We start from the raw sequence: 14,904 nt of genomic DNA, 5'->3' as shown, positions 1-14,904 counted from the left end.
GGTTAGGGTTAGTACGTGGATCAGTTTTAGATGGAAAACCTGGGGGTTACTGGGTCACTTCTGGATGGAAATCAACATATTGAGCGCCATTGGGCCTGGCTTGCCTTTGAATCCCGCATCCACCAGCGCTTGGTCAATTGCTGGCGGTAGCTCGTGAGCCAGGCCATCGGTGGTAGTCCGCTGTGCGTGATCCACGATGAACTGCAGGACGGCGTTCGCAGGCAGCGGTAGCGTGATGCCTTGCCCGTACCGAAGGCCAAACCAGGCAGCCCAATAGCGCAGCGCAGAGCGATAGCTGGCCAACGTGTTCAAGGACTCGCCCTCGCGCATCAACTCTTCAACGGCCTGCGCAGTCACAAGCGACAGGGAGGACGGCTCCAGCGAGGGGATATTTCTCAGAGACGGCAGGCGCATGGTTGAAACCGAGGTTGTAAAGGCAAAATTTTGATAAAAACTACATATGATGTATTGTTTACAACAAATATAGTTGATAGATCACGATAAGCATCGATTATCGTTGGTAAAAATGTAGTGGAGTAGGGCGATGCAGTCAAAAATTGTTCGAGGTCCGCGTGGTGTGCAAATGGAAGAGGTCTGGGCAGCCGCCGACGCCGTTCTTAAACTCGGGGAGCGGCCGACGATAGAGCGAGTGCGACAACATCTCGGCCGTGGCTCCCCAAATACTGTGGGGCCGATGCTTGATGGTTGGTATGGGTCACTTGCCAAGCGGCTGCAGTCACCGGGAGATGCAGTTGAGCAAGATGGCGGCGCCGAAGTCCCCTTGCCCGCGCCGGTTGTCCGGGCTGCAAAAGCCATTTGGGGCAGGGCCCTCCAGCATGCTGACGAGCGCGCGATGGCTCAATTCACCGAAGCGCGCAGAGAATTGAACAAGCAAGCTGAGGCGCTACGTCAGGCGCAGGACGTCCTGGCACAGGAAACACAGCGCCTAGCCGACCGCAGCGAAGGCTATGAGCTGGCTATGCAGGCCAGGGATGCGCAGATCGCCGAAATGGGCCGTCTGGTTCAGGAGTTGCAGCAACAACTTGCCGGGAGCCAGGAAATGCTGGCTGCGTCACGCGCAGAGAGCAAGCAACTTCGCCTGGCAGCGGATGCAGAACGTCGGCGCCAGGAGGAAATGGAGGTTAACCACCACGCAGAACGCACGCGTCTGGAGGAGCGCGCTCAGGCTCAGGAGCGCAGACTTAATGCAGAGGTGGATCGTGTGCGCCAAGAATCGAAGCGGTTGGCGCTCAAATTGGAGAGCGAAACCCGGGAATCTGCAAAGTTCTTGTCGGCTTCGCTGGAGAAGGCTCGGGAGCTGGAGGCCGTCGTGGCGACACTGCAGGCAGAGAAAGCAGGTCTGGTCAAAGATCTGCAAGCCTCCAGGCACGAGACGAAGGACTTGCAATCAGAACTTGAGCAGCGCAGCACGGAAATGTTCGCCGTCCTCAACGAACTTCGCGATCGATTGCCGACGATCCCGACTAGCGATCCAGTGGGGCCCAAAGTGAAAACTCGCAAGGTAAGAGCTGGAGCGAGCAATCGCTCTAGTTAGCCAATGCGGTCCTGCGAATGCGTTGAATCTATCCGCCCGGCTGCGTGGCTTGACATTTTCCCTTCACCAGCCTTGACGTTTTCCCTTCAGCGGATGCCACCTGGCCCCAAGCGATCAAGGCAGCCAACTTGAATGGACTGGATGGAGCCTGCCATCGTTGCCCCCGAAGCCGAAGCGCCCAGAGCGAGGGCACTCAAGGACGAGACCCGAGCCGGCCCACTTCAGCGATCCTGGTGCCGCAGTTCGCCCGGATCCAGTCGCCCACCCACCACTCGCGCGTTCTCCGCCAGTTGTAGGATTGTCGTTTCTGGCTCCACAACTACTCAACAGGCGGGCCACGAATCGACCACAGATAGACACCAGATGTAGACAAGCATGGTCCTTGATGCGCTTGTCTGCAACCGCTGACTTACTTGTCATCAATCGCACATCAGGCGTGACCTGTTCGGTCAATAACGCCGGGGCCCTGTGGCCCTAATTGCATAGTTACCGGAATATCAATGCGGCCGGCTTGAGGTCAGCGCAGCGCGCTGCATTGCGGGTTCGCTAAGTTGTTGATTTCATTGGAATTTACACTGTGCATTCTTTTCGCGCCCCAATGTATGCACGCTAAGTTGTTGATTTCATTGGAATTTACACTGTGCATTCTTTTCGCGCCCCAATGTATGCACGCTAAGTCATTGATTTAATTGGGATTTACACTGTGCATTCTTTTCGCGCCCCAATGTATGCACGCTAAGTCATTGATTTAATTGGGATTTACACTGTGAATGCTTTGCGGGGCCTCATCGCTGCATGTCTGGCCGGTCAATAGCGGCAACGTTGGCCAGGCCAAGAGCCCGGGGCCAAAAAAAAGGCGCCCTCAGTGGCGCCTTTGATGGATCCAGTTTGGCTACTTCGGATCTTCCAACGGTAAGAGCTGGAGCGAGCAATCGCTCTAGTTAGCCAATGCGGTCCTGCGAATGCGTTGAATCTATCCGCCCGGCTGCGTGGCTTGACATTTTCCCTTCACCAGCCTTGACGTTTTCCCTTCAGCGGATGGCGCTGGAGCCGGTCTTCGCTTTCTGCGTTTAGCGTAGTAGCAACTAACGACGTGATGCAGCCACAGGACTTCGCCAATGTCGGCCTGCATGTATTCCTCCCAACTTCGACGCCCTTCTCACATCCATCTACTTTCTATGCTTAAGATAATGCTACATTATCTTAAGTCAAAAAACAGGTGACAAAAATCGCTCCCCCTGTCGATCTGGGTCGAAAACCCAATCCAATCAAGGACTTGCAACGTCGCCAGACCCGAGCGAATGTACGTTTCATACATCGGCTTGGTCCCCACCATTTCGCACATCTGCGCGCTGTGGCCGAAGGTATTGACCTCAACGAGAGCGCCCTGCGTTACCTCGGCATCGAGCACGGTAACGAGGCCATCACCGCCCACCGGCAAACTGTGGATCAGGTTCGCGCCATCGCTCGGCGTAGAGGAGACTCAGCGTGGCGTCTGATAGGCGTGCGGATTCGGGTCCAGGACTTCAGCTTGCGGCCCAGCCTGGAAGATTTCATCGTTGACCGGGACCTGGATGGATGGAGCGAGTCCGAGCAACTGGAGTTCTACGAGGCAGCTTTCCCGACCGACCACAAGGCCGAACGGCGCGACCGATTGCGCCGCAGGCAGCTGGAGCTGTTGCGAAGTCTGGAAACGAGCAATGCCGAACAGCCCAAACCCCAGGACATGGTGACCGGCTGGTTCGACGAGCGCAGCGCAACCAAGCTCGTCGGCGCGGGGTTTATCAACCTAGGCGAGATGGCCAAAGCCATTGCTGCCGGGGGACGCTGGTATCGCAACCTACCGGGTGTGGGCAAAGGCAAGGCCCAGCGCATTGCGGCTCACCTCCACACTCTCATCCCGTCAGCGACGCCACCCTTGAGGCGCCTCTTCGCCCTGCCCTCCTCTGCCCTGGCCGACCATCCGCTGGAGCTTGAATGGCTCCCTAGAAACGCTTATCAAGAGTCTCTGCAGACACCGCCAATGGAGCTACCTCTGTCGGGGTCGGGCTCCATGCTCAATGCCTCAAGCGACCTGCAGGCTATGCGCACCTGGATCCAGACCCATGCAGGCTCTGCCGCCACGGTCAAGAGTTTCTGGCGGGAGGCTCGTGTCTTCATGCTCTGGCTCCAGTGGGAGCGCGGGGGCATCACTTTTTCAGAGGTCAAGGTCGAGGACTGCCTGGCGTTCAGGGCCTTCACCGAGAACATACCGGCCCACTGGATATCGCGTGAGCGCGCCAGCCCTGGCCAACCCGGTTGGGCACCATTTCGTGGACAGCTTTCGCAATCGAGCCGGCACCACCTGCTCAACATTGTGGGCGCCCTCTTCGCTTATTTGAAGTTGGCCGACTACATCGGCCAAAACCCATGGCCGCTGATCAAGACCCGCGCCTCAATGAAAAAGACTGCTGTCAACAGCGTAGACACTCGCGCCTTTTCCGAAGACGCTCAGACTGAAATCCAACGTTTCATTGATGCACAACCACCCTCCCCTTCCCGCGCGCGCATGCGGTTCATCGTCGGATTCTTGTCGGGTGTCGGACTGCGCGCCTCTGAATTGCTGGCAGCCAGGTTGGGCGATCTGCGCTATGTCAGCGGAGGGTATGTGTTGCAGGTGATAGGCAAAGGAGGTACGCCGCGTGTCGTAGCCATCCCCCCTTCTGCCTTGGTAGCACTGGAGGACTACCTCGAGGCCCGCGGTATCGGCAGCCTGCAGCAAGCTCCTGTAAAAGCTCCGTTACTGGCCAGCGCCAAAGGTCCCATGGAATCCATTGGCTACCAGGCTCTGTACCTCACCGTACGCACCTGGTTGAGGAATGCGATTAACGCATCCCTCCTCCCCTCTGCCGAACGTCAATCGCTTGCAGGCGCATCGGCACACTGGCTGCGACATACCTTTGCAACTCGCGCAATTAAACGCGAGGTACCCATGGAAGTAGTTCAAGCTCAGCTGGGTCACGCCAATATCAGCACGACGATGAACATTTACGCCAAGGCTCCATTGGAGCGCCAGATCGAAACCATCTCTGCCGCGTTTAAGTGAAATTGACGACACCCAACGTTGTCGAGAAACTTGCTGAAATGAATACACCAAATCCATCCTGAAACCACATGGCGTTCGACGCATTCGATCCCATCAGCAAAAGGGTCTCTTCGTCTAATTAAGCAAAGTTTTCACATTCCAATGGTGCGCCATAGCATATCGATGTACGGGGACTCCTCTTGAATGGCCGCACATCTACGGCAACTCCTTGATTTCGGAAATAGTGCTCTTCAAGCACTCAAGACTTTTTGCCTAACGCACCCGCCCCTCTAAATTCCAAAACCCCAAACACCGCAGCCACCCAGACTCGTTATTGTTGCTGCCACATCCGCTCATCAACGAACAAAACCCCTAATTCATTAGGCAAGAAATTTTCAGCAGAGCAGCTCCACCCACAAATACGGCACGTATCAAGCCTGCTGCCAGAACTCGTTGGACATCCACAGACCCAACGCCCCTACCGTGACCTCCCACTTACGGCACTTCTGAAAAATCTCAGAAATAATCCGACACAGGGCAGGCACCCGAACCAAACAACAAACTCAACGACGAGAAGTTGGCTCGAGCCAACCCATCGACCCCTAGCTATTCAGCGAATGCTGAAAAAACTCCAAACACAAGCAGATCAACACCCGCGCACAAACCACCCCGGGCACTATCGCCCCTAAAGTCAGTCACCAGACTCACATCGACATGTGTGACGCGAAAAGCATCTTGGCTCGAGCCAACCCACACGTCTTCGGCTCGGAAGTTGGGGCATCAACCGATGCTTGGCTCGAGCCAAGATTCTGGTTACTGATTTCCAGGCGACGAGCTGCAACCGATGTTGCATTTGTTGAAAATATTCAAGTTGAATCAGATTTAATATTGACTAGGCATTGTATTTTCATAGAAAATATGCCGATACGTTTTTTGCCTTATGAAAGAAATTTGATATGGTTATCACCATCGGAGCAGAAAAAGGCGGCGTCGCAAAGACCAGACTTGCAACTCATATAGCAGCTTTGGCAGCGGCAAATGGCGTGGATGTCGTTCTTTTAGATACGGACAAGCAAGGATCGGCGATGAGCTGGTCAAAGATTCGTAACGATGAGGGCGTCACACCATCAATTCCCGTACTCGCTTTGCCACCGAATCCAGCACGTGAACTCGCAAATCTCTCGAAAAAATACACCTTGGTCGTTGTAGATATCGGAGCTCAAAACTACAGAACCATGCTCGAGTGCGCATTGCTCAGCGATATCGTCTTAGTTCCATGTGGTGCTGACCAGCAAGAAGTTGAATCGACTTTGAATGTCTTCGACACTCTTAGAGAGATGGGGCCCCGCCACGAGTCCGGCGAAATTCCAGCCCACGTCGTTCTCACTCGCGTTTCACCGCTCGAAGGTGCCAAAGCCACGGCGGAACTGCGCGAGTTCCTCACCAGCGAGGGTATCTCGGTGTTCAAGTCTCAAATTGCTCACCGCACCTCTTGGCTGGCCACCGGCAAGAGCGGTCGCGCAGTGCATGAGCTAAAAGGCCGCGAACGCTCACAAAAGGCGGTTGATGAAATGCAAGCTGTTTACGACGAGATCCTAAGCCGCATCAATGGTGAGGAGCAATGAACATGGCTACCGGTTTTAAAAAACGCGAAGTCTCCGCTGACCGCGTCGCTGCGGTTGAATCAGTCTCAGCAAGCATTCCCATCGTCGGTGATCCGCGCATGAGTCCATCCGAGATAGGCCTAGCAGACACGCGCCCCGTGCTTATCACCTCAGGAGTTGGTTCGAGCCAAGATCGGACTGCGGTCTCTTCAGACTACCAGGTAGGAACCGTCTATGACGTCCCTGTCGGCCTCATCAAGTCAAATCCATTCAATCCCCGCGCTGTCTACACGACCACTGCAGTGGACAACATGGCTCTTTCGCTGTCGACTTCAGGACAGCGCATCTCCGCTACTGGCTACATTGACGACCAAGGGAGCATCACCCTTATTGAAGGTGAGACGCGGTTGCGCGGCGCCCGCGCCGCGGGACTTGCGACGTTACGCATCGAGATTCGGCCCCGTCCGGCAAGCGATAGAGAACTCTACGAGGAAGCTCGCGCGGCCAATGTTGAGCGACGCGAGCAGACGCCTCTGGATGACGCGATCAAATGGAAAGAGCTGCTAGCAAAAAAGGTCTATCAGACTCAAGCAGCATTGGCAAAATCTCTCGGCCTGGGCGAAGACCACGTCAGTCGAACGCTGTCGTTGGCCGGCCTGTCCAACAGAGTCATACACGCCGTAGCCGAGAACCCGGAGCTGCTAAATCACAAGATGCTCAATGCACTCCGTGAATTCTGGGATGTCGAGGGAGATGAGGCTACTCTCGAACTCATCCTCGAAGTCGCAAAAACAGGCATGGGATATCGCGACGTCGTGGCCAGGCGCAAAGCCGCTGTCAAGGGCCCCGTGAAGCGCCCTCGCTCCACACGTGAGGCGCTCAGCTTCAAAGGCGCTAAAGGCGAACTCAAATCCTTCGAGGAGGACGGCCGAATCGAACTCAGTCTGAGGGGTCTCAGTCCCGAGACTGCCCATGAAATTACGTCGAAACTAATGGCATTGTTTTCGAAAGAGTAATTCGCTTCGGGGCAGGGCAGGGCAGGGCAATCTAGCTTCACGCGCGATTTGATGGGGATACCAGCGCGGAAGTCAGGTCAACGAGCTGCTTGCGCAAGGCTTCTGTTTCGCCTGTCATTCGCCCGATCTCCACCGCTTTATCAGTGACCGCCTGGCGAGCGGTGGCGACTTCTGCCAAGGCAGCTGCAAGACGTGCTTCCAGGTCTGGAACCTTGGATGCCTTGATTTGTGCATCTGTCAGCGCCTCGATAACTTTTGAGAGCTGTTCATTGGTTCTCTCCAAAAGTTGGTTTTGAGATTCTTCGAGTTCTTCCATGCGCCGGATCTCGGAGAGGGCAAACTCCAGATCGTGAGCGATGGTTGTCACCTTACCTTCTGCGGCGTCCCTGACTGACTGTGTTTGCTTGTTTGCATCTCGCCAAGCCATGGCCCAGAGCTGGCGCCCAAGTTCTGCGCTCTTTTCAAGCACGAAGGAGGGTGTTTCGAGGCCCTCTTGCGCACTGATCTCGCGCTGGACATTCCATGCGTCAAGGTAGCGTTTGATCGTTGTGTACGATCCGCCCCCAATCTTTGCCTGCACATTGACGATGCTTGGCTCTGTACCATCAGATACCAGAGAGCTGGCGGCATCAAAGACGAGTTCTTTGGTGGCGAGTGGTCGTGCCATAGGGTTTTCCTTTGTTACGGTAATTATCATAATTACCGTAATTATTGTCAATTTGACATGTCTAGGTCATCGATGAACCCACGAAGTGTCTACTTCGCTGATCAACGCGCTTGCATGTTCGTTGAGACATGATTCATGGCCCGTTCTCGAAAACCTGCAAATCTCATTTCGCACAGCTCGACCTGCCCTGGCTTGGACAGCGAGTCCACAAGCTGATTCCACTTTGATTGCCGCGCACTGGATCAACGCCTTGACGCCGGGGCCAGCGGAAGATTTGCAAGTGCTGAGAAAGTTTGCAGATTCAGAACCACTTCTCGTTGCCAGAAATCCCAAGGTGAGATTCTTCAGGGACCAAATCTGAGCACCAAGCTTAGAAGAAACATTCAGAGTTGCTCATGACGGCAGCGACAACTGAAAGGGATGTAGACAGCAGGCTATCCCTCGCACGCTTATCGGTGTAACGCCTGTGTAGCGAGTCAGGAGGTGAGCCTTTACAGGGACGAGCGAAAGGTGAGCTTTTTCAGGGACAAATCTTCACCGAAAAGCTGATCTCATCTCCTTTGCTCAGCACGATGACATCTCGGAGAACCAAGGATTCCAACTGGTCCCCGTTAAAGCTCACCTTTTGGTTGCATTACGCCTTTCCTGCGGATCAAGACTCACCATGGTGGCTACTTGTCCTGGTCTCTGCTTTTAGGGGCCTCTTGGGGGCCATTTCAGGCTCATCTTGAGGTGTCCATTTTGGATAAAGCCTTGAATAAGTCCCTGTAGAAGCTCACCAGTCAGTTAGTGTCTCGAAAGAATACAGACAAAAAATGATTTCCATGAGAGCGTGTACTCACTTTGGTTGTGTTCTTGAGCGCAAACCACAGAAAGCAGGTCCCTGAAAAAGCTCACCTTTCCTTGACTGGAGCGGTATGGTGGGCTTTATGTTGAAGTCTTGTGTCCCTGGAGAAGCTCACCTTTGTTGATGCGTGAGTGCGAGAGTCCACTTTCGCCGTTGCGTCGTGCAAGGTCCCTGTAAACACTCACCTTTTGGACGACAGGGATGGATTTACGTCTTACCGGTGGTGCGAGTATTGAGGGTAACTAGCAAGAAAATGGTCCCCGTAGAGGCTCACCTTAAGAAACCAGCCGCTGAGAGTCTGCAAAGGTCCCCGGAAAGGCTCACCTTTCTACTATTCCAAGTAAGCGGGGCAGCTCAGCTAGCAAAAATTTAGTGCGAGGTATTCTTGGGCTGTGGTCCCTGCAGAAGCTCACCTATCAGGATGTAGTTGACAATCCTCTTCCCGATGACGTATGGGTTCGTGATCCTGAAGCGCGTTCAGAGAAGCTTTGATCTAGCACCAAGGTGGCTGCCATTGTGGAGGAGAGGAGGGCAAGGATAGGATCAGTTGTGCGCTGTAGAAGCAGTTGCTGTGATTGAACTTGTACCAGGAGTGCTTGAGTGTCCCCGAGCTGGCTTCCCGGTCTTTCTGGAGACGGTTTTTGGTTCCTGTATTCCTCAAAAGAGACACCGTTACGTTGAGAATCTTTTTGAAAATACCCTTGGATCATTTAAATACAAATTAAGTGAGGGAAAACGCAGCACTGGCGCGGGGAAGGGCGCGATCCGGTGAGTGGATTCGGGGACCAAGGTGAGCATCTACAGGGACACAGGTGAGACTCACCGGGGAGCAAATGAGTTTTGGGTGAGCTTCTACAGGGAGCATAGGTGAGTGGATTCAGGGACATTGGTGAGCCTTTACAGGGACCTGATCTCTTGTACCTGTTGGATAACTGCTTGAGATTTAAAGAGAAGCTATCAATTCATGCGGTGAGCGCGCTATGATCTCATCGAAAAGTGAAAAAGCGAGGTGCTCATACAAAGGTGAAAAATTTCATCGAAATTTTCACCGATGATGGCGGCCATTGCTGCGGCGAAAGAGATGGGCAGGTGACACTGAAAGGCTGTCGATGGCGACAAGGAAGAGCAAGGCTCGAAGCGATGCGCTGACGACCCTCGAATCAGGCGATCTCAAGCAATTTCGAAAGACGAACGAAGCCATCGGTCTTCGTGTTGTCGAAGGCAACCTGTCTTTGCTGTCGCGCAAGGTTTTCAATGTGATGATGTATCACGCGCAGGAGATGAAGGAGCCCGGCCTTAACGCTCCCATCAATACGCCAGCTGCAAAGAAATATTTTTGGATACCGTTGTCAGACCTGGCTCGAGACGCCGCATACGACAGCAAAGACGTCCAGTACCTCAAGCGACAACTGGAGGACATGCAGAACATCAAGCTGCTCATGGAGAACGAGCGCCAGTGGACCAGTGAGCGTTTGGTTTCGTCGGTGACGTTGGTGAACCCCGAGGGGTTCAATAAGCACTCTGGCCAAGTATGGTTCGGTTTCGCCTTCCCGCCAGAGGTCCACGAGCAAGTTATGGCACCGAGTACTTATACGCGGCTGTCAATCGTCTACCAAAGTTCGCTCAAATCCGGCTCGGCGCTTGCTCTCTATGAGATCTGTAGGCGCTATGCCACCAACCCGTCGAAGTTGACCTTTATCCAGAGCTACGAGCACTGGTACGGTGTCATTACTGGAAATCCGATATCCGCTGAGGCTCCACCGGTATACAAGTATTTCAAGCGGGACACGATCAAGCCAGCCATTGCGGAAATCAATGCGCTGACCGACATCAACATTGAGCTCGTTGAGCATAAGAACGGGCGTAGGGTGGAAAAGCTTCAATTTCGTGTCGAGCAAAACAAGCAGCCGCAGCTCGAATTCCCCGCACCTCCAGTGATCGATGTGGAGTTGATTGGAAGAATTATGAAGTTCGGATTCAGCCAGACTGACGCATCAGACTTGGCCGCTCAGTACCAAGACGATGTCATCCGCGCTGCCATTTCCCGAGTGGAAATCAGAGCAGAGTCCACCAGCATGAGTCCACTGGGCACGCCGGCGGGGTATTTCCGATGGACACTCCAAGACATTGCTAGAAATCCGAGTTCTTTGCTGTTAAGCGCTCCCAAGACGATTTCTAAAAAGAACCCCGCAGGTCCGTCGGTGATGGAGAAGTTCCTCGCCGCACGCGCGCAGGACGCGTTGGCCGTTTATAAAGAGCTCGATGAAAAGGAGCACAAGCAGATCTTCGACGCGTTCAAGGCACAAAACCTAAACAAGTCCATCAAGCTTGATAAGGGCATCGAAAGCGCCATGGTCCGCTCCCTCTTTTCAACCTGGTATGCCAAGGAGCTCTGGGGCGAGCCTACAGCCCAGGCTCTGGCGCAGTTCATTGAGCAATTTCAGCCCGCAGCATAGCAACGACGTTTACCGTTTGCGCAACCCTTCGGGGGAGGGGGCAGTATTTCCATCGTGAGCAAACCTCCTAGTGTCCTGAGTTAAAAATTCATTGAATTATTTTCCCTGATGGCAATCAGTCGTGTAGGGTGTTGCACGACGAGGTGGCCATGAGCGGAAGACCAAAGATTCCATTGGTGTTGAGCGCGACGGAGCGAGAGCAACTGATTGCGTTGACCAAGCGCCGTAAGACCGCGCATGTTGGCGCCACTTGAATTCTGACCCACCGGGGGTGCGGATAAAAACTTGGACTGGTTTTATGCCGCAAGTCCAAGACTCACCCTGTATTCGATCGGGCTGAGGGCCCCAAGGGAGATCTTGATCCGCTTCTCGTTGTACCAGCGGATGTACGAGTCGACCACCTCAATGAACCGCTCGATGGTCGTGCCCTTCCAGTCCCGAGGATAGAACAGCTCATTCTTCAGCCGGCCGAAGAAGCCCTCACACGCCGCGTTGTCAGGCGAGCACGCCTTACGTGACATGGAGCGGGTGAGTTTGGCATCGCTCATTCTCGATAGCCAGCCAGGCCAGCGGTAGTGCCCTCCGCGATCGGAATGAACTACCGGCCTAGCGGTGGTTTCTGCCACTGTCTCGATAGCAGCATCCAGCATGGTGTTGACCAGTTCAGCGTCCGGGCTCGTGCCAATGGTCCAGCTCACCACCATCCCGTCGAAGCAATCGATGATCGGTGACAGGTACACCTTGCCCGCAGGGATCTGGAACTCTGTGATGTCGGTCAGCCATTTCTCGTTGGGGGCTGCAGCCTGGAAGTCACGGTTGATGATGTTCTCGGGTGCGGGGCTGATCTCGCCGAGGTACGACGCGTAACGGCGCCGCTTTGGCTTTGCAACGACCAGGCCTTCTTGTTTCATCAGCCGCTGCACCACCTTCTCGGAGATGGTGACGTCCTGCTTGGTCAGCGAGGCCTGCAGCCTGCGGTAGCCGTAGCAGCGGTGGTTTGACTCGAAGATCTCGGTGAGGGATTGGCGCACCCCAAGGTACTTGTCGCCGACCGCTGTGCGGGCCCGATGGTAGAAGTACGAGCTACGTGCAAGACCCAACTGTCCAAGGAGCTCAGGCAAGTCATAGTGCTCCTTGAGGGCGTCAATCAGCAGTGTCTTCTCCCGGTTGGACAGGAGCTGTAGATCGACGCCCAGGCCTTTTTTTAACAGTTCATTGGCCTTGTTCAAGAGGTCCTGCTCAAGGCGCAGTTGCCTGACTTCGAGGCGCAGTATCTCAACCTGGCGCTCGAGCTCTTCACGCTCTCGCGCCTGCGGAGATTGATTGGTGTGTTTCATTGATGCGGGTGTCTCACGCCCCAGAAGCTGGTTCTTCCAGTTGTACAACGTTGGCCGGCACACGCCGAGCCTGTCGGCAACAGCCTGTGCACTTTCCTGCCGGGTGCAAAGCTCCATCACTCCCGCGTGCTTCAAGCTCTCGGGATATCTTCGCTGGCCCACACTGCCGACAAGGGCCATCCTGGCTTCAGGGAATGCCTCGCGGACCCACTTGGTTAGCGTTCCACGCCCTGGATAGCCCAGCGCCCTCATGGTGGCAGCGATGCATCGATCATGTGTGAGGTAGTGCTCGATGGCCGCTGCCTTCTGGCCCTGCGAGAACTTCGGCTCCCGACGGGCATATCCCAGCGGCAGGTCGAGCCGCTGCTGATACTCGCGGTACCACCCCTTCAATGCATTCTTGGTTGGGTAACCCAGCTGACGGATGGTCGGGCTGGTGCGTTTGCCGAGCTTGATGTAGAGCTCAACGGCTCGGATTCGGTCTTCGTAGGAATACATGAACTACCTTCTAGTAGTCCAAGTTTTCGTCCGCACCCCCACCCTGCCGATCCAATATTGACCCAGGGCGGATTGCTGAATTTGGAATCAGCAACTGTGGATAAGTGTAGCCAGTAGCCCGTTTAGAACGGTTCGTCTGGCTCTGCTGATGCCGGTGCAGTTATGCTGCCTTTGCGTGCACTCTCTCTGGCCTTGATGCGTGACTTCGCCGCCAGGGTGCTGTGGCGGAAGCGGTGGGACTCATTTCCGGTCTCCACGATATGGCAGTGATGGGTCAAACGGTCCAGGAGCGCTGTGGTCATCTTGGCGTCCCCGAACACCGCCGACCATTCCGAGAAGCTCAGGTTGGTCGTGATCACCACGCTGGTGTGCTCGTACAGCTTGGAGAGCAGATGGAACAGCAGGGCGCCACCGGCCTGGCTGAAGGGCAGGTACCCCAGCTCATCCAGAATCACCAGGTCCAGGCGCGACAGCGCCAGTGCGATGCGCCCAGCCTTGCCCTCGCGCTTCTCCTTCTCCAGTTCGTTGACCAGATCCACCGTGGAATAGAAGCGCACCCGCTTGCCCTTGGCTGCAATGCCCGCCACTCCGATGGCTGTGGCCAGGTGCGTCTTGCCCGTGCCCGGCCCACCAATGAGCACCACGTTCTGTGCCGTCTCGGTGAACTCCAGCGTACTCAGTTGCTTGACCAACTTGTGGTCTATCTTGGAGGCCTCGAAGTCAAAGCCTGCCAGGTCCCGGTGTAGCGGGAACTTGGCCGCCTTCATCTGGTGGCGCACCGAGGCAAAGGCCCGCTGTGCGTGCTCTGCCTGCAGCAGGTGCTCAATCAACCAGCGCGAGGTCTGTATGCCCACATCACTGCTTTGTCCCTCTGCAGTGGTCAACTCGACCCAGGCGCCGGCCATGCCGTTCAGGCGGAGTTCCTTGAATTGAGCAGCAATATCACGCATGGCTCACGCCCTCCATGGCGTCGCCACGCAGGCTGTCGTAGCGCCCGGTGTCGGCCAGTGGTGCCTCCTTGAGATCCAGGGTGCTCTCTATGTTGGGAGGAGGCTCTGGCGCATCAAGCCGAGCCAATACGTTGAGAACGTGCTCGGTGCTGAGCGCGCCCGATTCGATCACCAACTCCACCGCCACCAGCACCGCTTCCAGTCCGTGGCTGGACACGCAGTTGAGCACCTGCGCCATGGTCTTTTCACCGCCCTCATGGCGCATCAAGCCTTGTCGCAATCGCTGCAAAGGCGTCGGCATGTCTGCAAAGGGCGCGCCATTTCTCAGGGCACCAGACTTGCGCTGAATCAGCGCAATGTAGTGCTGCCAGTCGTAGCAGATGTGGCCCCGGTTGGGCAGCCTCTCGTGCCGTGCCACGATCATTTCGTCGCTGGCGATCTCCACCCGGCCGGGGTACAGCCGGGTGCTCACGCGCTGGCCTGCCAATTCGCACGGCACCGAGTAGCGGTTGCGCGCCACCGCCACCAGGCAAGTGCTCGACACCTTGGCTGAGCGCTCCACATAGCCATCAAAGGCTGTCGGCATGGGCATCAGTTCCGCGCGCTCCTGCTCCAGCATCTCGGCCACGCTGAACGCCTTGTACTCTGGGTGGCGCACCTCCTCCCACAGACTGCGGCAGCGTGCGCCCAGCCAAACATTGAGCTCGGCAAAGCTGCCAAACTTCTGCTGCTGCGCCTCCAGCCAGATGCGCCTGCGGCTGTCCTGCACGTTCTTCTCCACCACGCCTTTCTCCCAGCCGCTGGCTACGTTGCAGAAGTCGGCATCGAATAGGTGCGTATTTCGGCGAATGTGACCGATCATTTCGGCGCATCGTGGCCGGTGGGCTGAAGAGTGATTTCAGCGCTGTTT

Annotated in this window: 8 protein-coding genes and 2 pseudogenes; 5 read left to right on the top strand and 5 right to left on the bottom strand. The window is 55.6% G+C overall.

All coding sequences use genetic code 11. The features are described from left to right. Positions 1-69: 69 nt before the first annotated feature. Positions 70-414, bottom strand: a pseudogene (locus tag AC1Q5S_RS21540) (integrase); the annotation flags it as partial. Positions 415-544: 130 nt separating this feature from the next. On the opposite strand from AC1Q5S_RS21540, the gene AC1Q5S_RS21535 reads away from it, so the two are divergent. The 4 genes from AC1Q5S_RS21535 (at position 545) to AC1Q5S_RS21520 (ending at position 7,239) form a co-directional block, all read left to right on the top strand. Beyond that, the gene (locus AC1Q5S_RS21535) at positions 545-1,555 is read left to right on the top strand and encodes a DNA-binding protein (RefSeq protein WP_024815581.1); all 1,011 of its coding nucleotides are present in this window, start codon (positions 545-547) and stop codon (positions 1,553-1,555) included. Between the two features lie 1,354 nt (positions 1,556-2,909). Continuing rightward, positions 2,910-4,640, top strand: a complete 1,731-nt coding sequence (locus AC1Q5S_RS21530) for a tyrosine-type recombinase/integrase (RefSeq protein WP_232476754.1) — start codon at positions 2,910-2,912, stop codon at positions 4,638-4,640. Positions 4,641-5,575: 935 nt separating this feature from the next. Next, positions 5,576-6,244: a nucleotide-binding protein gene (locus AC1Q5S_RS21525; protein ID WP_086929081.1), complete on the top strand. Its 669-nt coding sequence runs from the start codon at positions 5,576-5,578 to the stop codon at positions 6,242-6,244. Beyond that, a complete protein-coding gene (locus AC1Q5S_RS21520) occupies positions 6,241-7,239 on the top strand; it encodes a ParB/RepB/Spo0J family partition protein (RefSeq protein WP_492239400.1) in 999 nt (332 codons plus the stop codon). Before AC1Q5S_RS21525 ends, AC1Q5S_RS21520 begins: the two co-directional genes overlap by 4 nt. Positions 7,240-7,276: 37 nt before the next feature. On the opposite strand, the gene AC1Q5S_RS21515 is transcribed toward AC1Q5S_RS21520, so the two are convergent. Beyond that, positions 7,277-7,906 (bottom strand): DNA-binding protein, encoded by a 630-nt coding sequence (locus tag AC1Q5S_RS21515; RefSeq protein ID WP_492239399.1) that lies wholly within the window; start codon positions 7,904-7,906, stop codon positions 7,277-7,279. Positions 7,907-9,862: 1,956 nt separating this feature from the next. Between AC1Q5S_RS21515 and AC1Q5S_RS21510 the strand changes: the two genes are divergently transcribed. Then, positions 9,863-11,209, top strand: coding sequence for a replication initiation protein (locus AC1Q5S_RS21510; RefSeq protein WP_086929083.1), 1,347 nt, complete (start codon positions 9,863-9,865; stop codon positions 11,207-11,209). Positions 11,210-11,505: 296 nt separating this feature from the next. On the opposite strand, the gene AC1Q5S_RS21505 is transcribed toward AC1Q5S_RS21510, so the two are convergent. The 3 genes and pseudogenes from AC1Q5S_RS21505 to AC1Q5S_RS21495 all read right to left on the bottom strand — a co-directional run. Further along, the gene (locus AC1Q5S_RS21505; protein WP_492239398.1) at positions 11,506-13,044 is read right to left on the bottom strand and encodes an IS3 family transposase; all 1,539 of its coding nucleotides are present in this window, start codon (positions 13,042-13,044) and stop codon (positions 11,506-11,508) included. A gap of 122 nt (positions 13,045-13,166) precedes the next feature. Next, on the bottom strand, positions 13,167-13,994 hold the full coding sequence (gene istB / locus AC1Q5S_RS21500; RefSeq protein ID WP_066690515.1) for an IS21-like element helper ATPase IstB: 828 nt from the start codon (positions 13,992-13,994) through the stop codon (positions 13,167-13,169). Continuing rightward, positions 13,987-14,868 (bottom strand): annotated as a pseudogene (locus AC1Q5S_RS21495) (Mu transposase domain-containing protein); the annotation flags it as partial. The pseudogene AC1Q5S_RS21495 and the gene istB, both read right to left, overlap by 8 nt. Between the last annotated feature and the right edge of the window lie 36 nt (positions 14,869-14,904).

This window comes from Acidovorax sp. GW835-FHT14B10 (assembly GCF_058793725.1).
The sequence above is the reverse complement of the archived record's forward strand: the minus strand, read 5'-3'. Positions and strand labels throughout refer to the sequence as shown.